Annotated in this window: 16 protein-coding genes and 1 tRNA gene; 5 read left to right on the plus strand and 12 right to left on the minus strand. The window is 73.9% G+C overall.

Features of this window, described 5'->3' with window-relative positions:
* Window positions 1-120: 120 nt before the first annotated feature.
* Window positions 121-1359: an MFS transporter gene (locus tag H0H10_RS03035; RefSeq protein WP_188179214.1), complete on the plus strand. Its 1239-nt coding sequence runs from the start codon at window positions 121-123 to the stop codon at window positions 1357-1359.
* Entirely contained in the window at window positions 1319-2638 is a 1320-nt protein-coding gene (locus H0H10_RS03040; RefSeq protein WP_188179215.1) for a D-arabinono-1,4-lactone oxidase, read from the plus strand. The genes H0H10_RS03035 and H0H10_RS03040 overlap by 41 nt, the downstream gene beginning before the upstream one ends.
* Here H0H10_RS03040 and H0H10_RS03045 read toward each other — a convergent pair.
* Window positions 2562-3455 (minus strand): hypothetical protein, encoded by an 894-nt coding sequence (locus tag H0H10_RS03045; protein ID WP_188179216.1) that lies wholly within the window; start codon window positions 3453-3455, stop codon window positions 2562-2564. The genes H0H10_RS03040 and H0H10_RS03045 overlap by 77 nt on opposite strands.
* Window positions 3456-3927: 472 nt before the next feature.
* On the opposite strand from H0H10_RS03045, the gene sepH reads away from it, so the two are divergent.
* A complete protein-coding gene (gene sepH / locus H0H10_RS03050) occupies window positions 3928-4977 on the plus strand; it encodes a septation protein SepH (protein WP_188179217.1) in 1050 nt (349 codons plus the stop codon).
* 53 nt (window positions 4978-5030) lie between these two features.
* On the opposite strand, the gene H0H10_RS03055 is transcribed toward sepH, so the two are convergent.
* The gene (locus H0H10_RS03055) at window positions 5031-5882 is read right to left on the minus strand and encodes a sulfurtransferase (RefSeq protein WP_188179218.1); all 852 of its coding nucleotides are present in this window, start codon (window positions 5880-5882) and stop codon (window positions 5031-5033) included.
* A 306-nt stretch (window positions 5883-6188) separates the two neighbouring features.
* Here H0H10_RS03055 and H0H10_RS03060 point away from each other — a divergent pair, with 306 nt between their 5' ends.
* Window positions 6189-6989 carry a VOC family protein gene (locus H0H10_RS03060; protein WP_188179219.1) on the plus strand — a complete coding sequence of 267 codons (801 nt, stop codon included), beginning with the start codon at window positions 6189-6191 and terminating at the stop codon, window positions 6987-6989.
* 42 nt (window positions 6990-7031) lie between these two features.
* Here H0H10_RS03060 and H0H10_RS03065 read toward each other — a convergent pair whose 3' ends face one another.
* The 10 genes from H0H10_RS03065 to H0H10_RS03110 all read right to left on the minus strand — a co-directional run bounded on the left by H0H10_RS03065 (window position 7032) and on the right by H0H10_RS03110 (window position 18152).
* Window positions 7032-8228 carry a vWA domain-containing protein gene (locus tag H0H10_RS03065; protein ID WP_188179220.1) on the minus strand — a complete coding sequence of 399 codons (1197 nt, stop codon included), beginning with the start codon at window positions 8226-8228 and terminating at the stop codon, window positions 7032-7034.
* 11 nt (window positions 8229-8239) lie between these two features.
* On the minus strand, window positions 8240-9445 hold the full coding sequence (locus H0H10_RS03070) for an AAA family ATPase (protein WP_188179221.1): 1206 nt from the start codon (window positions 9443-9445) through the stop codon (window positions 8240-8242).
* A complete protein-coding gene (locus tag H0H10_RS03075; RefSeq protein ID WP_188179222.1) occupies window positions 9442-11250 on the minus strand; it encodes an ankyrin repeat domain-containing protein in 1809 nt (602 codons plus the stop codon). The genes H0H10_RS03070 and H0H10_RS03075 overlap by 4 nt, the downstream gene beginning before the upstream one ends.
* Complete coding sequence (locus tag H0H10_RS03080; protein WP_188179223.1) at window positions 11247-12380, minus strand: leucine-rich repeat domain-containing protein; 1134 nt, start codon at window positions 12378-12380, stop codon at window positions 11247-11249. The genes H0H10_RS03075 and H0H10_RS03080 overlap by 4 nt, the downstream gene beginning before the upstream one ends.
* Window positions 12381-12486: 106 nt before the next feature.
* Window positions 12487-12562: transfer RNA gene (locus H0H10_RS03085), tRNA-Arg, on the minus strand.
* A gap of 37 nt (window positions 12563-12599) precedes the next feature.
* Window positions 12600-12743 (minus strand): hypothetical protein, encoded by a 144-nt coding sequence (locus tag H0H10_RS03090; RefSeq protein ID WP_188179224.1) that lies wholly within the window; start codon window positions 12741-12743, stop codon window positions 12600-12602.
* A 51-nt stretch (window positions 12744-12794) separates the two neighbouring features.
* The gene (locus H0H10_RS03095) at window positions 12795-13445 is read right to left on the minus strand and encodes a thymidine kinase (protein WP_188179225.1); all 651 of its coding nucleotides are present in this window, start codon (window positions 13443-13445) and stop codon (window positions 12795-12797) included.
* 47 nt (window positions 13446-13492) lie between these two features.
* The gene (locus H0H10_RS03100; protein ID WP_188179226.1) at window positions 13493-14686 is read right to left on the minus strand and encodes an alkaline phosphatase family protein; all 1194 of its coding nucleotides are present in this window, start codon (window positions 14684-14686) and stop codon (window positions 13493-13495) included.
* Window positions 14686-15273, minus strand: coding sequence for a DUF5998 family protein (locus H0H10_RS03105; protein ID WP_188179227.1), 588 nt, complete (start codon window positions 15271-15273; stop codon window positions 14686-14688). The genes H0H10_RS03100 and H0H10_RS03105 overlap by 1 nt, the downstream gene beginning before the upstream one ends.
* A 71-nt stretch (window positions 15274-15344) precedes the next feature.
* Window positions 15345-18152, minus strand: a complete 2808-nt coding sequence (locus H0H10_RS03110; RefSeq protein ID WP_188179228.1) for a bifunctional acetate--CoA ligase family protein/GNAT family N-acetyltransferase — start codon at window positions 18150-18152, stop codon at window positions 15345-15347.
* A 172-nt stretch (window positions 18153-18324) separates the two neighbouring features.
* On the opposite strand from H0H10_RS03110, the gene H0H10_RS03115 reads away from it, so the two are divergent.
* Complete coding sequence (locus H0H10_RS03115; protein WP_188179229.1) at window positions 18325-18606, plus strand: HPr family phosphocarrier protein; 282 nt, start codon at window positions 18325-18327, stop codon at window positions 18604-18606.
* Window positions 18607-18665 lie beyond the last annotated feature (59 nt).

Consider the following 18665-nt stretch of genomic DNA (forward strand, 5'->3'; position numbering starts at 1 on the left):
GGGGCACCCGCGCGTCCGGAGGGTCCACAAGGGGGGTGCGTGAGGGTTACATGACGATTATCTGACCAGTAAGCTGTATTGGTTGCGTTCGCACCTTACTGAGCCGCTTCGGAGTCCTCGTTGCCCAGCCCTTACCGCGCCCTGTTCGCCGCCCCCGGCACGAAGGGTTTCTCCACCGCGGGCTTCCTCGGCCGGATGCCGCTGTCGATGATGGGCATCGGCGTGGTGACGATGATCTCCCAGCTGACCGGGCGGTACGGGCTGGCCGGCGCCCTGTCGGCCACCATCGCGCTCGCCGCCGCCGTGGCGGGACCGCAGGTCTCGCGGCTGGTGGACCGGTACGGGCAGCGGCGGGTGCTGCGCCCGGCGACGCTGGTGTCGCTCACCGCCGCGGCCGTGCTGCTGGCGGCCGCGCACTACGAGTGGCCGGACTGGGTGCTGTTCGTGGCCTGTGTCGGCATCGGCTGCGTGCCGAGCGTCGGCGCGATGGTCCGGGCCCGCTGGGCCGCCCTGTACCGGGGCACCCCGCAGCTGCACACCGCGTACTCCTTCGAGTCCGTGGTGGACGAGGTCTGCTTCATCTTCGGGCCGATCATCTCCATCGGCCTGTCCACGGCGTGGTTCCCGGAGGCCGGTCCGCTGCTGGCCGCCTGCTTCCTGGCGACCGGCGTCTTCTGGCTGACCGCGCAGCGCGCCACCGAGCCCGAGCCGCACCCGCGCGAGAAGCACGGCGGCGGCACGGCGCTGAGCTCTCCCGGCCTGCAGGTCCTGGTGGCCACGTTCGTGGCGACGGGGACGATCTTCGGGGCGGTCGACGTGGTCACGGTGGCGTTCGCCGAGGAGGAGGGGCACAAGGCGGCGGCCAGTCTCGTGCTCGCCGTGTACGCGGCCGGCTCCTGCGTCGCGGGCATGGTCTTCGGGCTGCTGCGCTTCGCGGGGGCGCCGGAGCGCCGCTGGCTGCTGGGCGTCTGTGCGATGGCCGTGAGTATGATCCCCCTCCTACTGGTCGGGAACCTGCCGTTTCTGGCCGTGGCGCTGTTCGTTGCGGGTCTGTCCATCGCTCCCACGATGATCACGACCATGTCCCTCATCGAAGAGCACGTACCGCGCGCGCAGCTGACCGAGGGCATGACCTGGGTGAGCACCGGGCTGGCGGTGGGGGTCGCGCTCGGCTCCTCCGCGGGCGGCTGGGTGATCGACGAGGCCGGGGCGCGCACGGGGTACGGGGTTCCGGCGGTGGCCGGGGCCGTCGCGGTCGCGGTCGGTTTCCTCGGGTACCGCCGGCTCAAGCGGCCGGCTCCGCGTCGGGGAGGGACCGTTGGTCGGCACAGCGAGCGGGAAGAGCGGCACGTGGCGTAACTGGGGCGGAAACGTCTCGGCGCATCCCCTGCGGGAGGTCGCTCCCGCCTCCGTCGAGGAGCTGGCCGAGGCGGTGCGTGCGGCCGCCGAGGACGGGCTGCGGGTCAAGGCCGTCGGCACCGGCCACTCCTTCACGTCCATAGCCGCGACGGACGGCGTGCTGATACGCCCTCACCTGCTGACGGGTATCCGCGCCATCGATCGCGATGCCATGACGGTCACGGTCGAGGCCGGCACCCCGCTCAAGAGGCTCAACGCGGCCCTCGCGCGCGAGGGGCTGTCGCTGGCCAACATGGGCGACATCATGGAGCAGACGGTCTCCGGAGCCACCAGCACGGGCACGCACGGCACCGGCCGCGACTCCGCCTCGATCGCCGCCCAGATCCGGGGCCTGGAACTGGTCACGGCGGACGGCTCGGTCCTCACCTGCTCCGAGAAGGAGAACCCGGACGTCTTCGCCGCCGCCCGCATCGGCCTGGGCGCGCTGGGCGTCGTCACCGCGATCACGTTCGCCGTGGAGCCGTTGTTCCTGCTCACGGCCCGCGAGGAACCCATGCCCCTCGCCCGGGTCCTCGCCGAGTTCGACGAACTGTGGGCCGAGAACGAGCACTTCGAGTTCTACTGGTTCCCGCACACCGGCAGCACCAACACCAAGCGCAACAACCGAAGCGCGGGCCCGGAGAGGCCGGTGGGCCGGCTCCAGGGCTGGTTCGAGGACGAGTTCCTCTCCAACGGCGTCTTCCAGGTGGCCAACTGGGTCGGGCGCGCGGTGCCCGCCACCGTGCCGGCGATCGCCCGGATCTCCAGCAGGGCGCTGTCGGCGCGGACCTACACCGACATTCCGTACAAGGTCTTCACATCTCCGCGCCGGGTGCGCTTCGTGGAGATGGAGTACGCCGTTCCGCGGGAGGCCGTCGTCGAGACGCTGCGCGAACTGAAGACGATGGTCGACCGGTCGCCGCTGCGGATCAGCTTCCCGGTCGAGGTGCGCACCGCGCCGGCCGACGACATCACGCTGTCCACCGCCTCCGGCCGCGACAGCGCGTACATCGCCGTCCACATGTTCCAGGGCACGCCCTACCGGGCGTACTTCACGGCCGCCGAGCGCATCTTCACCGCGCACGAAGGGCGGCCGCACTGGGGCAAGGTGCACACCCGGGACACCGAGTACCTCTCCCGGGTGTATCCGCGCTTCACCGAGTTCACGGCGCTGAGGGACCGCCTGGACCCTGATCGCCTGTTCCAGAACGACTACTTGCGGAGGGTTCTGGGGCCGTAGCCGAGGCGTCGGGGGCCGGGCCCGTGGCGTCGCCGGAGACCTCGCCCTCCGTGGCCCCGGGGGTGGGCGTCGGGCTGGGCGCGGTGCCGCCGCCGTCCGGCGACGCGCTGCCCGACGGCTCGGTGCCGCCGGTCTCCCCGGCCGTGCCGGACGGAGCGTCCGTCGGCGCGCCCCCGCCGGAACCGGGCTCCTCGGAGTTCCCCGCGTTCCCGGAGGTGCCCGAGGTCCCGGAGTCACCGGTGTCCTCCTCGTCCCCGGTGCTTCCCGAGTCCGAGGAGGAACCGCTGCCGCCCGAGAAGGCGTTGCCCACGGTCGTGCTGCCGCCGCCGCTCATGCTGTGGCCGGAGGCGAGTTCGTACACGGTGATGCCGGTCATCGTGACGCCGAACACCACAGCCGCCGCGACCAGCGGCCGCTTCCAGCTCTTGACCCGCGCGCGGTAGACGGTGCCCTCGGTGAACTCGCCGGGAGCCGGTGGCGCCTGCCCCCCGGCCTGGTTCCTGGCCGGTTCCACGGCCTGCGTCCTGGTGTGCGTCCCGCTCCGCTCCCGGGTCACCACCGCGGTGCTGCGGATCTGTTCCCCGGTCCGCTTGAAGAAGTGCTGGAAGAGCGTGCCGCCGCAGGTGGCGATGACGCTGACCAGGCCGGCGCCGAGGATCGTGCCGTAGACGCCGAAGGACGAGGCCAGTTTGGCGGCGATCACCGCCGCCAGGGCGCTGCCCGCGACCTGGGGCACGCTCAGGTCGATCCGCTTGCGCTCCCCCTCCGCCTCCGTCCGCACATCCGTCCCATCGACGACATCGGGCCTTTCACGCATCCCCGGACCTTGCCTGTCTTTCCCGTACGTGGTTGATCAACTGCACGAGAAGGGGACGTACGGACGAAACCATTAGTTCCGTTTCTGGTGATTGCGTGAAATACGACACGCCGGAGATCGCGGGAATCGCACCAGGGACGGCCAAGTGCCGCCTCCCGCCAGAAGTTGGACGGCGCGCCAATCCACGCACGTGGCCCGAATGGAGTACTGTTGCGAGCCCTGGGTCCGGTCTCCCGACCGGGGGTCCAGGGCCTTGAAGGACCGCCGGGAGGGGGCTAGTTGCACAGGGTGACGGAGTTGGTCACTTAGCGTTGCGAACAGGTAACCGTGCCATAACGGCGATCCAGGGCCCGCGCCCGACACGCCGGGCAACTCGGCAAGGTTGTGGCAGGCTGCACCCGGGCAGGCCACACTCGACAGAGCGGAAGCAGCGACGCACGTGACGTCGGCAGGCACCACCCGGGAGGTCCCCATGCCCGAACTGCGTGTCGTGGCCGTCTCGAATGACGGCACACGGCTGGTGCTGAAGGCTGCGGACAGCACGGAGTACACGCTTCCGATTGACGAACGGCTCCGCGCCGCCGTGCGCGGCGACCGTCCCCGCCTCGGCCAGATCGAGATCGAGGTGGAGAGCCATCTCCGCCCCCGCGACATCCAGGCGCGTATACGAGCCGGTGCGACCGCGGAAGAGGTCGCCCAGATGGCCGGCATCCCCGTCGATCGCGTACGGCGCTTCGAGGGTCCCGTGCTGGCCGAGCGCGCCTTCATGGCGGAGCGGGCCCGCAAGACCCCCGTCCGCCGCCCCGGCGAGAACTCCGGTCCACCCCTCGGTGAGGCCGTGCAGGAGCGGCTGCTGCTGCGCGGTGCCGAGAAGGACACCGTCCAGTGGGACTCCTGGCGCCGCGACGACGGCACGTGGGAGGTCCTGCTGGTCTACCGGGTGGCGGGCGAACCGCACTCGGCGAGCTGGACGTACGACCCGCCCCGGCGGCTCGTCCAGGCCGTCGACGACGAGGCACGCGCGCTGATCGGCGAGTCCGACGACCTCGCGGCGCCCGAGCCCAGCTTCCCGTTCGTCCCGCGCATCGCCCGGCTGCCGCGCGACCGGCCGCTGGACCGGTCCCTCGACCGGGAGCACCGGGAGCGGCCGAGCCTGCCCTCGCAGGCGTCCGAGCCGGCCGAGGAGAGCACGGGCGAGCGCGAGCGGGACTCGCTGACCAGCCTGCTGGAGGCGGTACCGAGCTTCCGGGGCGACCTGGTCGTCCCCGAGCGTCCCTCGGAGACGCCGGAGGAGCCCGACGAGGAAGAGCCCGTGGCGGAGGAGCCCCCGGCGCCCGCCGCGTCGGCCGGTTCCGCCTACGCCGACGTCCTCATGCCCCGTTCCGTGGGCAGCCACCGTGACCGGCTGGTCGGCGCCACCGACCGCCAGGCCGAGGCCGACGGGGTCCGTCCGGGCCGCCGCGCGGCGGTGCCGAGCTGGGACGAGATCGTGTTCGGGACCCGCCGGAAGAAGCAGGAGTGAGACGGAGCAGGGCCGCCCCGCACGGGTGCGGCCCTGCTCCGTTCCCGGCCGGTCTACTGGGGGTCCGGTCCCACGGCGACCGGCCGCTGCGGGTCGGACGACCACTCCGACCAGGACCCCACGTACAGCGCGGCCGGAATGCCCGCCACCGCCAGCGCCAGCACCTCGTGGGCGGCGGAGACGCCCGAGCCGCAGTAGACGCCGACCTCGCTGCCGTCGGCGGCACCCAGCGTCTTGAACCGGGCGCGCAGTTCCTCCGCGGGCAGGAACCGGCCGTCCGCCGCCACGTTGTCGGTGGTCGGTGCGGACAGGGCGCCCGGGATGTGACCGCCGACCGGATCGATCGGCTCGACCTCACCCCGGTACCGCTCCCCCGCCCGCGCGTCGAGCAGCACCCCGGACCGGGCCAGTGCCGCTGCCGCGTCGGCGTCCAGGAGCCCCGCCGCACCGGATGCCGGTACGAAGTCGCCGGGTGCCGGCGCGGGCAGGTCCGTCGACAGCGGGCCCTCCCAGTGCGGCAACCCGCCGTCGAGCACTCGCACGTCCGGGTGACCCGTCCAGCGCAGCAGCCACCAGGCACGGGCCGCGGCCCAGCCCTGCCCGCCGTCGTACACGACGACCGGCCGCCCGGACGACACGCCCGCCCGGCGCATGGCGGCACCGAACTCCGCGATGTCCGGCAGCGGATGCCGCCCGCCCCCGCCCGGCGCGGAGGCGAGTTCCCTGTCCAGGTCGACGAAGACGGCACCCGGGATGTGCCCGGCCGCGTACTCGGCGCGGCCGTCGAACGAAGGCGCGCCGGCCGCCTTGGCCATGCTCAACTGCCAGCGGACGTCGAGCAGGACCGGCGGGTTCGCGCCCGCCAGGTCGCTCGCGAGTTCGGATGCGGAGATGATGGCGTTCATGGCCACCATCCTCGCGCACCGGGTGGCCGACTCGTCGATGTCGGGCTACTCTGCCCGCCGGACAGCATCGGTCACGAGGCGTACCGGATCGGGCACATGCTGTACAGCCGATCGACACCCGCCGGCCGTCGCACGGAAACCGAAACGGACGGGAGACCGGGCATCAGGCATTCCCCGGACCACCGGACCGACCGCCGGAAGAGCCCGGAGGGCGCGGCGCCGAAACCGGTGCCGGCAGTCGGCACGGGGGTCCGTCGGGGAGCGGAAGCGGAGCACGGCCCCACGAGGGCCGAGAAGAGAGTGACGATGACCGACGCACGGGGGCCGGCGGGCCGGCCGGGCGGGAGCGACGCCCGGCACGCGCCCGGCGCACCCTGCTGGGTGAGCCTGATGGTGCACGGACTGGCCGCGACCCAGCGGTTCTACGGGGCGCTGTTCGGCTGGGAGTTCCGGCCAGGCCCTCAGCAACTGGGCCCCTACGCGCGGGCTCTGCTCGACGGGCGGGAGGTGGCGGGCATCGGGCAACTGCCCCCGGACCGTCGGCTTCCGATCGCCTGGACGCCGTACCTGGCCTCGGACGACGTGGACCGGACGGCCGAGGCGGTGCGTTCGTGTGGTGGCACGGTCGGCGTGGGGCCGCTGGACGCGGACGAGGCCGGGCGCATGGCCATCTGTTCCGACCCCGCCGGCGCCGTCTTCGGCGTCTGGCAGGCGGCGGCCCATCTCGGCACGGCCGTCACGGGAGTGCCGGGCACGCCCGCGTGGAACGAGCTGATGACCTTCGAGTCGGCGGGCGTCGTCAAGTTCTACGCGACCGTGTTCGGCTACGAGCAGGAGTCGGCGGTCTCCGCCGGCCACGACTACGTGACCCTGCGCCTGGGCGGCCGGCCCGTCGCCGGCGTCCACGGCGTCGGCAGCGCCCTGCGCCGCGACCGGGGACCGCACTGGATGACGTACTTCGAGGTGGCCGGCCTCGACGAGTCCCTGGAGCACCTCGTCGGGCTGGGCGGTCATGTCCTGGAACCGGGCCGGGACAGTGCCCTCGGCCGGGTGGCGACGGTGGCCGATCCGGAGGGAGCGCGGTTCTCGCTGCTGCAGAGCCCGTGAGGCGCAGCCGGTCGGCTCGGTCCGGTCCGGCCGCGGTCGCCGCTATCCGGGGGAGCCGACGGGGATGCGTACGGTCTCCACCCAGTGCGGGGGCCGCGGTGCGCCGTCGCCGATCAGGGCCGCGACCAGGCGGCAGGACGGGGTCTCGGCGGGCCAGGGGGTGTAGCCGTCGGTGAGGACGACGACGATGGACGGGCGGTCGCGGGCCGCGAGCGCCGCGTCGATGCCGACGCGCATGTCGGTGCCGCCACCGCCGCCGAGGGTGACCTGCTCGGTGGAGGTCACCCGGGACACGGCGTGCACATCGGCGTCGCAGGCGAGGACGGTGACGCGGTTGCCGCGCACGCCGACCTCGCGCAGTACGCCCGTGATCTCCGCCAGGGCGGCGGCGAGTTCCGCGTCGCCCATCGAGCCCGACGTGTCGACGACGACGGCCACCCGGGGCAGCGGACGGCGCAGGCTCGGCAGGACGACGCCGCGCAGCGCGGCTGTACGGCGCGACGGGCGGCGGTAGGTGTAGTCGACGGCTCCGCCGGCCCACGCCGCGGCCTCCCGGACGGCGCCGGACAGCGCCTGCCGCCAGTCCACCGTGGGTTCGAGGACCTCCTCGGCCCAGCGCTGCCAGCCCGCGGGCAGGGTGCCGCGGCTGCGTTGGTGGGCGCGCATCGCTTCGGCGGTGTGCCGGCGCAGCGCCCGGGCCTCGGCCTCGCCGAGCGGGTCGGGGCCGTCGGACGGCGCCAGTTCCCAGGGTGCCGGAAGGCCGTGGGCTCCCGATCCGCAGTCGTGTGCCCGTACGTCCGGGGGCAGTGCGTCCAGGTACGCCTCGAACAACTGCCCGTCGGGCAGGCCGAAGAGGCGTGGCTCGACGCGTCCGGCGGGCAGGCGCAGGCCGTCGGCGAGGAGGTCGTCGTTGATCTCGCAGTCCTGGGCGACGTTGAGGCGGTACCGGTCGCTGCGGCCGGCGGCGGGGAGCCGGCCGGCGCGGCCGTGGTGGTCGCGCAGCAGGTGCGCGGCCTCGTGCACCCAGACGCCCGCGAGTTCCTCCACGGGCGTGGCGGCGACGAAGGCGGGTGAGACGTAGCAGCGCCAGTGCCGGTCGACCCCCATCGTCTGCACGTCGGGGCAGGGCACGACGGTCAGGGCGTACAGGGCCGACGCCAGGTAGGGCCTGTCGTGCGCCGCGCGGTAGCGGGCGGCGAGCAGTTTGGTCGTGTCCAGGTCCCCGCGGGATTCCGTCATGCCCGCGGACCTCACCGGCCGCCGGGCAGGGCCCCGGACATCTGCAGCAGGTCCAGGAACCCGTCGATGCCGGGCGGCACGGGCCAGTCCAGACGGCGCATCGCCGCCAGGTCGGTGGCGGCCCGCGCGGCCACGTCCGGTACGCCCGCGTCCACGGCCTTGGCCAGGACCGTCCAGCCGGCCTCCCAGCGAGGCCGGGTGGGATCACTCTGGATGGCGGCGACCACCGCGATGAGGAAGGCCAGTTGCCGGTCGCCGCGCTCGGGCAGGGCGAACGCACCGGGGTCGGCGAGGACCCGCTCGGGGTCGGGCAGGTCGAGGTGTTCCAGGTAGGACAGCAGCTCGATGCCCGCACCGTCCCCGACGGCACCGGTGAGCGCGGCGGCCAGCGCCTCACGGCCGGCGCCGGTCGCGTAGCCCGTCGCGAGCAGCCGCAGCGCCATCTCCCAGGTTCGCGGGGACGGCCACGACCGGCCCCGGGCCTCGGCGTCGGCCGGTATGTGGTGGACCAGGCCCGGGCGGGCGGTGAGGAAACCGGAGACGGCGCCGCGTGCCCGTGCGACGGCGCCGGGCACCTTGGCCGCGTCGACCAGGGGGACGGCGACCTCGGGCCAGGTGCCGGCCATGCCGCGGGCGACCGTGGCGGGGTCGTGGGTCCAGTGGAGATGGACGAAGCGGTTGGCGAGCGGCGGGCTGAGGTGCCAGCCGTCGGCGGCGCTGGAGGGCGGGTTGGCGGCGGCGACGATGCGGACCGCGTCGGGCAGGACCAGGCTGCCGACACGGCGTTCGAGGACGACCCGCAGCAGTGCCGCCTGCACGGCCGGCGGTGCGGAGGACAGTTCGTCGAAGAAGAGCAGGCCCTGGCCGGCACGGGCGAGCCGGACGGCCCAGTCGGGCGGGGCCATCGGCACACCGGTCGTGGCCGGGTCGTCTCCGACGACGGGCAGTCCGGCGAAGTCCGACGGCTCGTGGACGCTGGCGATGACCGTTTCCAGGGGGAGTCCGAGTCCGGCGGCGAGCTGCTCCAGGGCGGCCGACTTGCCGATGCCCGGTTCACCCCACAGCAGGACGGGCTGATTGGCCGTCACCGCGAGGGCCAGAGCCTCCAGTTGCGGGTTGGCGCCGGGCTCGGTGCGCCGGACGCGCAGCCGGGCGACGAGGTCGTCCGCGGCGGCCAGCGGGGTCGGTGCGGTGCGGGAGGCGGGTGCGGTGCTCAACGGTCCTGGCCCTCGTCGTCGTACTGATCGTCGTCGTACCGGTCGTCGTCCTGGTCGTCGTAACGCTCGCTCTCGTCCATCATCTCGTCCCACCAGTCGGCGCCGATGCCCGGATGCCGCTCCCGTACGCGGTCCCGCAGGAAGGACAGGTCGCGTCGCTTGTACCGGCGGATGAGCTGGGCGAGCGAGAGGTCGTACTCGTCGACCACGTCGATGCGGGCGCCGGCCGCGAGGAACGCCTCGACCAGGGCCCGGGAACCGCCGTCGTTGACCGCCGTGAACAGCGGTGTGCGGTCCCTGCGGTCGCGGGCCTCGAGGTCGAGCCGTTCCTCCAGCAGCCGGGGCAGGAGCGGTTCGTGGTCGAGCAGGTGCAGGACGTGGAGCAGCGTGCGTCCGGCGCCGTCGCGCACCCGGGGGTCCACGCCCGCGTCCAGGAGTTCCAGCACGCCGTCGGTGTCGCCGTGCTGGGCGCGCAGGAAGAGGTCCCGCATCTGGGCGCGCAGTGCCTTCGGCAGCCGGCCGCTTCCCGACGCCCATGTCTGCTGGACGGCGAAGCACCCGGCGACGGCGCCGCCGAACGCGCGCAGGGCCCGCTCCCGCTGTTGTTCCTCGTCGCTGTGCGGCATGTGGAGCAGACCGCCCGCACGGAAGCCCACCTCGTGCCACTCGCCGCGGCAGCGCACCCGGACGGGCGCGGGCGCGGCGGGACCCGGCGGGCCGGCGATCCCCTCGGGCACTTCCAGGGCCGGGAACAGCGCCTCGCGGACCAGGGGATGCAGGTGTGCCGGTTCGATCCCGCCGGCGCGCAGCAGATCGAGGTCGGGGAGCCTTCGCCAGAGCGCTTCGGGCAGGAAGGGCACGCCCTCGGCGTCCTTCCGGCCGACGGCGCGGAGCCGCAGCCCGGTGGCGGCCGGTGTCAGCAGGATGTTCATCCGCCAGTCGCCGGCGATGAGGAAGGAGTCCCCGACGCCCTCGTCGGCCAGCCGGCGCATCTCGGGTTCCAGGCGGGTGTGCTGGAGCGCGAGCCCGCCGAGGAAGGATTCGGGGTCGGCCTGGTACCACGCCGGTGCCTCCAGCGGTGTCAGGTCGGCCTCGATGCCGGCCGCGGTGAGGGCCGCCCGTACTTCGCCCCGCTGGTGCAGCAGGGTGATCCATTCGGACCGAGCCGCCGCGTCGCCGGGGCCGGGATCCGCCGCGGGCAGTTCCTCCGCGCCGCGCGGCCTGCCGTCGGGGTGGAAGAACGGCGACCGGTCGGTGCCGCCGCACCGCTCCCGCAGTTCCGCGGTGCGCCGCGCGTCCCACAGGTGCCGGGCGTACCGCCAGTCCTCGGCCGACGGGCCGAAGACGCCCGCGGCCTTCTCGCTCGCGACCGTCCGGAAACGCAGGGTGACGCGCTGCGGGCCCTCCCGCATCGCGGGGGTGGTGACGTGGAGGTACGGCGTGGTCCGGGGTCGTTCGCCGGCTGCCACCGGCCGGTAGCGGGCGAGGACCACGGTCCGGCCGGTGTCGAGTGTGGTCCAGCCGCCCAGCACCCGGGGCAGGTGCCAGTGCAGCAGGTCCGGGACCAGGTGGCGCAGGTCGTCCTCCAGCGCCGCGGCGACCTCCTGGCCGCAGTGCTCGGCGACCTGCGCCAGGTCGACGGCCACGTCCACACCGGCCGCCGCGCAGGCCCCGCGCCAGTCGCCGGCCGCGCGGCGTTCGGCCGCGCGCTCGATCGTCCGGCGGGGCACCGCGTAGCGGCGGATCCGCCGCCGGCTCGCCGCCTCCTCCGGGGTGAAACAGGGGAGTCCGGGGCGGGGGCTCAACGGTAGACACTCCCTATCGCGCGCAGATCGGGGTGAGCCCCGCTCACCGGGCGCAGGCGCCGGGTGAAGGACCGCTTCACCTTCCGGGGCAGTCCGGGGCCCAGACCGACGTACTCCAGCGGTGAGCCGTCCGGCACGGCCGCGAGCAGGGACTTCGCGCCCCGGCCGGTGAGTCCGGTGTGGCGCAGTTCGAGCCGGCGCAGCGGGCTGCCGTGCAGTGCGGCGGCCAGGGCGCGGGCTCCTTCGTCGCCGGTGGCGTTGGCGGGGGCGCCGAGGCTGCGTTCGGACCTCGGCCGCCCCAGGTCGAGCGCCTCGATGCCGTCCAGGGCGTCGGCGAGGGCGCGGGCGCCCGCGGGGCCGATCCCGTTGCCGCCCAGTCCGAGGCGTACCGGCCGTCCGGGGTCGGCGGCGGCCGCGAGGACGGCGGCGCCCTCGTCGCCGAGGTGGTTGGCGGGCAGGTACAGCTCGCGCACGCCCGCGTCCCGGATCAGCGCGGCCAGCAGGCCGGCCGCGTCGGCGGTCAGGCCGTTGCCGCCGAGGAAGAGTCGTTCCACCGGGTGCGCGCGGCCGGTGAGGGCGTCGAGCAGGGCGCGCAGACCCGTCGTGGTGAGGCCGGTGTTGACCAGGTCGAGGGTGCGCAGGGCGGTGTTGCGGCGGAGCATCGCGGCGAGGGCGCGGGCGCCGTCGTCACCGACCGGGTTGCGCTTGAGCCACAGGGCGCGGACGGTCGTGTCCGCCGGCAGGGCGTCGGCGAGCGCGGCGGCGCCGTCCGGGCCGATGCGGTTGCAGCCGAGGTAGAGGGTGTGCAGGCCGTGGCCGTCGGCGAGTGTGCGGGCGATCGTCGACGCCCCTTCGTCCCCCATGGCGTTGGTGCCGAGCAGGACGTGCCGGGCGTGCGGGGATGCGGCGGCGACGGGTATCAGGCGGGCGGTGCCGGCCGCTCCGAGTCCCTGCTTGCACAGGTCGACGCGTCCGTCCGCACGCACGGTGCCCACGGGGAAGGTCTCGTCGTCCTCCACCGCTCGCGGCGACCTCAGCCGGGCCAGCAGCGGGTCCAGGCCGGCGGGGTCGCCGATCGGTATGTCCGGGTGCTCGATCGCCGGGCAGCGCACGGGTGTCGGCTGCGTCATCACCACTCCACCGGTCCGTCGCCGGTGCCCGGCGTGCCGAGAGCGGCATCGCCCTCCGCCCGCCCGGGACGGACCGACGCCAATCGACTGTCCTCCACGACAAGGGTGGCAAGGCCGGTCGGATTCGAACCGACGTCCTCCAGCTCGATGCTAGGGCGCGACGACCTCTGCGCTACGGCCTTGCCGCGGTGATCATAGCCTTGCCGGGCTGATTGATGGTCACCTGTTCGAGATCAACTGCGCCTCGCCGGTGCTCGGCCCTGCGAAGAACACCCGCCTGTCGAGCTTCCCGGCCAGGACGCGGGCCTCGGCGGCGAAGACGGCAGCGGCGGCGCGGAGGAAACGCCGGGACCCGGGCGACACCCCTTCTCCGGCCAGGTGGAAGCGCGTCGGGAAGGCGGCCTCGGGGGTCGGTCAGGCCGTGCCGATGGGCAGTACGTCCGGGGACAGCGCAGCGGCGCGGGCCGAGGCGGCGGTCATGCGGCGCCGGTGGTGGCGCCGGCACAGCACCTCGTAGCCGACCTCGTCGGAGGACTGGGTGACGTCGCCGACGACGACCTGCGCGCCCTCGACCACCATCACGCCGCCTATCGTGCGGGCGTTGTGCGTGGCGCGCGCGCCGCACCAGCACAGGGCCTCGACCTGGAGCACCTCGACGCGGTCGGCCAGCTCCACCAGCCGCTGGGAGCCGGGGAACAGCTTCGAGCGGAAGTCGGTGGTGATGCCGAAGGCGTACACGTCGATGTCGAGGTCGTCCACCACGCGTGCGAGCTGGTCGATCTGCTCCGGCGCGAGGAACTGCGCCTCGTCGGCGATCACGTAGTCCGCGCGGCCGCCCTGGGACAGGTGGCCGACGACATGGGCGTACAGGTCCTGCCCGTCCTCGACCTCCACGGCGTCCGTGACCAGGCCGAGCCGTGAGGAGAGCTTGCCCTCGCCCGCTCGGTCGTCGCGCGTGAAGATGATGCCGGCCAGGCCGCGTGCCGAGCGGTTGTGCTCGATCTGGAGAGCCAGTGTCGACTTCCCGCAGTCCATGGTTCCGGAGAAGAACACCAGCTCGGGCATGGCGAGTTGAGCACCTTTCGGCAAAGAGGGTCCGGGGAGGGGTGTTGTCAGGGGCGTACTTCGAGCAGCGGGACGAGCTGCTCGGCCGGGGTCATCGAACCGTGGTTGCCGACCATCGCCGACTCCCTCGGTTCCCGCTCGGAGGCGATGAGCAGCACGTCGTCGCGCGCCGCGGCGACCACGTCGCCGATGCGGTCGCGGACCCGTGCGTCGACGCGCGGGCCGAACCAGCCGGCGGCGACCGCCTCCTCGCGGGAGGCCACCCAGAACTGCTCGCCGAGCACTTCGCGCCAGCAGGCGAGTACGTCGTCCTGGGCGCCGGGCAGCGCGTAGACGTGCCGGGCGCGGCCCTCGCCGCCGAGGAGGGCGACGCCGGCGCGCAGCTCCCAGTCCTCGTCGAAGTCGATGCGGTGCTCCTCGTCGAAGGGCACGTCGATCATGCCGTGGTCGGCGGTGACGTAGAGCGCGCTGCGCGGCGGCAGCTGCTCGGCGAGGCGCTGGACGAGCCGGTCGACGTGGGCGAGCTGGCCACGCCAGGTGTCGGAGTCGACGCCGAAGCGGTGCCCGGAGCCGTCGACCTCGGAGTAGTACGTGTAGACGAGGGCGCGGTCGGCGGCGGCGAGCTGCTCGGCCGCGATGTCCATGCGGTCCTCGCCGGACAGCTGCCCGACGAAGGTGCCGCCGCTGAGGGCGACCTTGGTCAGGGGGGTGTTCTCGAAGGCCGGGGAGGAGACCTGGGCGGCGTGCACCCCCGCCTCGTGGGCGAGCTGGAAGACGGTGGGGTACGGCTGCCAGACGGCCGGTGCGGTCCAGGGCTGCCAGCGCAGCTGGTTCATCAGCTCGCCGGTGGCCGGATCGCGCACGGTGTACCCGGGCAGGCCGTGGGCGCCCGGCGGCAGGCCGGTGCCGACGGAGGCCAGGGAGGTCGCCGTGGTCGCCGGGTAGCCGGCGGTGATCGGGCGTCCGGTGCCGCCGCGGGAGGTGCCCAGCAGCGAGGTCATGAAGGGGGCGTCCTCCGGGTGCGCCCGCAGCTGCTCCCAGCCGAGGCCGTCGATCAGGAAGACGCAGTTCCGGTCGGCGGGGGTCAGCTCGGTGATGCCGGCGGTCATGCCGGGGACGCCGAGACCGGCGGCCAGGGTGGGCAGCAGGTCGGCGAGCGAGCCGCTGCCGTACTCGGGCACGGGTGCGGAGTCGACGGGGAGCGGTTCCGGGTGGGTGTCCCAGGTCGTGGGCTGTGCCATCAGCGGGCGGAGTCCGCGGTCGCCTCGGAGAGGGCCTGGGCGAAGACGAGCGCCTGGCGCACCGTCTCCGGACCGTCCCCGGCCTCGCTGACCCTGAGGCTCAGGTCGTCGGCCGTCGAGCTGCCCGTGTAGCCGTGGTCGGCCTCGCAGTTGGGGTCGCCGCAGGCGGCCGGCTCCAGGTCGATGCGGGAGACGGCGCCCCAGCCGATGGTCAGCACGATCTCGCGGGGCAGGGTGCCCGGCGTGTACTGCTCCGGGTTGGCGACCACGCGGCTGACGACGATGGACGAGATCCGGCCGAGCTTGACGGACTCCGTGGACGTCGTGGCGTACGGCGTCGGGGAGGTGTCGTCGGCGGCCTGCTCGTCGGTGTGGCTGACGATGAAGCGGTTGCCGGTGAGGACCAGCACGGTCACGTGCCGCCGCACCTCGTTCTGGTCGAACGTGGTCTCCTGGTGGACCAGGTACGACCGGATGGGCTCGCCGCCCACGGCGGCCTCCACCGCCTCGGCCACGAGGGCCGGGTAGTAGCCGCTGCGCTCGATCGCCGCACGCAGCCCCTGGGTCGTCGTACTGGTCTTGGCCATGCCGTCCATCCTACGGGGGCCCACTGACTGCGGGACACGCTCGTGGCGGACCGGTGTGCCCGCGGTCACGGTCAGTACGCCGGGAGTGTCCGCGGGCCCAGGTCGTCCCTGGCGGGCGGTGGTGCGAGACGGACGGAGGCGCCGAGCACGCTCAGGCCGCGGGGGGCGACGACGACCGGCTCCAGGGTGACCGCGACGACCTCCGGGTGGTCGTCGACCAGACGGGACACGCGCAGCAGCAGCTCCTCCAGGGCCGGGGTGTCGACCGGGTCCGAGCCGCGCCAGCCGAAGAGGAGGGGTGCGGTGCGGATGGAACGGATCAGCGAGGTCGCCTCCCGGTCGGTGACCGGGATCAGCCGGTGGGCGGTGTCGCCGAGCAGCTGCGTGGCGGCCCCGGCGAGCCCGAAGGAGAGCACCGCTCCGGCCGCCGGGTCGATGACGGCCCGTACGACCGTGTCGACTCCGCGGGGTGCCATGCGCTGCACCACCGGACGCAGCTCGTCCGGCTTGCCGAACAGTTCGGTCAACTCGGCGTAGGCCCTGCGCAGTTGCTCCTCGTCCGCGAGGTCCAGGCGGACGCCGCCCAGGTCGGCACGGTGCCGGAGGTGCGGGGCGGTGGCCTTGAGGGCGACGGGGTAGCCGAGGGTGCGGGCGGCTGCCACGGCGTCGTCGGGGGTGGGCGCGGGCAGCGCGCGGTGGACGTCGATGCCGTACCTGCCGAGCAGCTCGCAGGTCTCCTCCGAGCCGAGCGTGAGGCCCTGCCCGCGCGCGAGGAGGCCGCCGATCAGCCGGGCGGCGCCCTTCTCGTCGATGTCCTCGTACTCCGGCACCTTGCCGGGGTCGGCGGCGTCACGGCGCCACTGGGCGTACGCCACGGCCTGGGCGAGGGCGCGGACGGCGCGCTCGGCGGCCGGGTAGGCCGGGATGAGGTGGGCTCCTTCCGGGGCCTCGACGGCGGGGGGCCGCTCCTGCGAGGGAAGGGGCCGGGCCTCCTCGGCCGCCTGGGGTGCGGTGCTCGCCGCGGCGGACAGGGCCTCCGCGAGGCCGCCCAGCTCCACGTGCACCACGAGGACCGGCTTGCCGGGCACCGTGGCCGCCGCCGACCGCAGCGCCTGGGCCAGTGCCGCGTCCCCGGCCGAGCCCTCCCCCACCGCCGGGATCGCGGTCACCACCACGGCGTCGCACGTGTCGTCGGCCAGCGCGCGGGCCAGACCCGCGTGGAAGTCCTCCGGCGAGGCGGCCGTCGTGAGGTCCAGCGGCGGGTGCGGCCGCAGCCCTTCGGCGAGGCAGGCGTCGTAGGTGAGCAGTCCCAGCGACTCCGAGTTCCCGAGGATCGCGACCCGGGGTCCGGCGGGCAGGGGCTGGCGTGCGAGCAGGAGACCCGCGTCGACGAGTTCGGTGATCGTGTCGACCCGGATCACGCCGGCCTGGCGCAGCAGCGCGGAGACCGTCGCGTGCGGCAGCCGGGTGGCGCGCACGGCGTGCCCGGGAGGTGCGGCGCCGCCGTGGCGCGCCCCCTGCACCACGACCAGCGGTTTGGCCGCCGCCGTCCGCCGGGCCAGGCGCGTGAACTTGCGCGGGTTGCCGATGGACTCCAGGTACATCAGGGCGACGTCCGTGTCCGGGTCGTCGTACCAGTACTGCAGGACGTCGTTGCCGGAGACGTCGGCGCGGTTGCCGGAGGAGACGAAGGTCGAGACTCCCGTCACACCGGTGACCCCGCCTCCGCGCCGGTGCAGCCGGGACAGCAGGGCGATGCCGATGGCGCCGGACTGGGCGAACAGGCCGATCCGGCCGGGGCGGGGCATCTCGGGGGCGAGGGAGGCGTTGAGCCGCACCCGCGGGGAGGTGTTGACGATCCCGAAGGCGTTGGGGCCGATGATGCGCATGCCGTACGTGCGCGCGTGCCGCACGAGGGCGCGCTGGCGTTCGCGTCCCTCGGGGCCGCTCTCGGCGTACCCGGCGGAGATCACGACGAGGCCCTGCACGCCGTGCTCGCCGCACTCGGTGACCACCTCGGGGACGCGTTCGGCGGGGACGGTGACGACGGCGAGGTCGACGGGCCCGTCGATGTCGCGCACCGAGCGGCGGGCGGGCACGCCGTCGAGTTCCCCGACGTCCTCGGAAAAGGCCCTGTTCACGGCGTACAGCCGGCCGGTGTAGCCCGCGTCGCGGATGTTGCCGAGGATGCTGCGGCCCACGCCGCCGGGCGTGCGGCCGGTGCCGATGACGGCGACGGAGCCGGGCTGCAGCAGCCGCTGCACGGACCGCGCCTCGGCGCGCTGTTCGCGCGCGTACTGCACGGCGAGCGAGCGGTCGGTGGGTTCGAGGTCGAACTCCAGGCGGACGACGCCGTCCTCGAAGCTGCGTTTCTGGGTGTACCCGGCGTCCGTGAACACCTTGATCATCTTGGTGTTGGCGGGGAGCACCTCGGCGGCGAAGCGGCGGATGCCGCGCTCGCGGGCGACGGCCGCGATGTGTTCGAGCAGCGCGGAGGCGACGCCCCGGCCCTGGTGGGCGTCCTGGACGAGGAAGGCGACCTCGGCCTCGTCGGCCGGTGCGGATGCGGGCATTCCGCCGGCGCCGATCCGGTCGTAGCGTACGGTGGCGATGAACTCGCCGCCCACCGTGGCCGCGAGTCCCACCCTGTCCACGAAGTCGTGGTGCGTGAAGCGGTGGACGTCCTTGGCGGACAGGCGAGGGTACGGCGCGAAGAAGCGGTAGTACTTCGACTCGTCGGAGACCTGCTCGTAGAAGCTGACCAGGCGCTCGGCGTCATCAACGGTGATGGGGCGGACGCGCGCGGTGCCGCCGTCGCGCAGCACCACGTCGGCTTCCCAGTGGGCGGGGTACTCGTGCCGGTCCGACGAGGTCTGCATGGGCCCCAGAGTACGGCTCGCGTCCGACAACGGCGCGGGGCAGTCTGTGGAGGACGTCCGGCCGGACCGAGGCCGCGGTCCGGCCACCCGGGCGGCACAGCGCCGCCCGGGCATGCTTCACGATGTGGGAAACTGGTCTAGACAACCCTGAACACCTGAAGGGCAGCATCACATGGCTGAGCGCCGCGTCAACGTCGGCTGGGCCGAGGGTCTCCACGCCCGCCCCGCCTCCATCTTCGTCCGAGCCGCCACGGCCACAGGCGTCCCGGTGACGATCGCCAAGGCCGACGGCGCCCCCGTCAACGCGGCCTCCATGCTGGCCGTCCTGGGTCTGGGCGCCCAGGGCGGCGAGGAGATCGTCCTCGCCTCCGACGCCGAGGGCGCGGAGGTCGCCCTGGACCGGCTGGCGAAGCTGGTCTCCGAGGGACTCGAGGAGCTTCCCGAGACCGTCTGAGGCACCCGCCTCCGTGACACCGAAGGGCCTGCCCGGATTACCGGGCGGGCCCTTCCTTT

It is taken from the genome of Streptomyces griseicoloratus, from assembly GCF_014534645.1.
Lineage (GTDB): Bacteria > Actinomycetota > Actinomycetes > Streptomycetales > Streptomycetaceae > Streptomyces > Streptomyces griseicoloratus.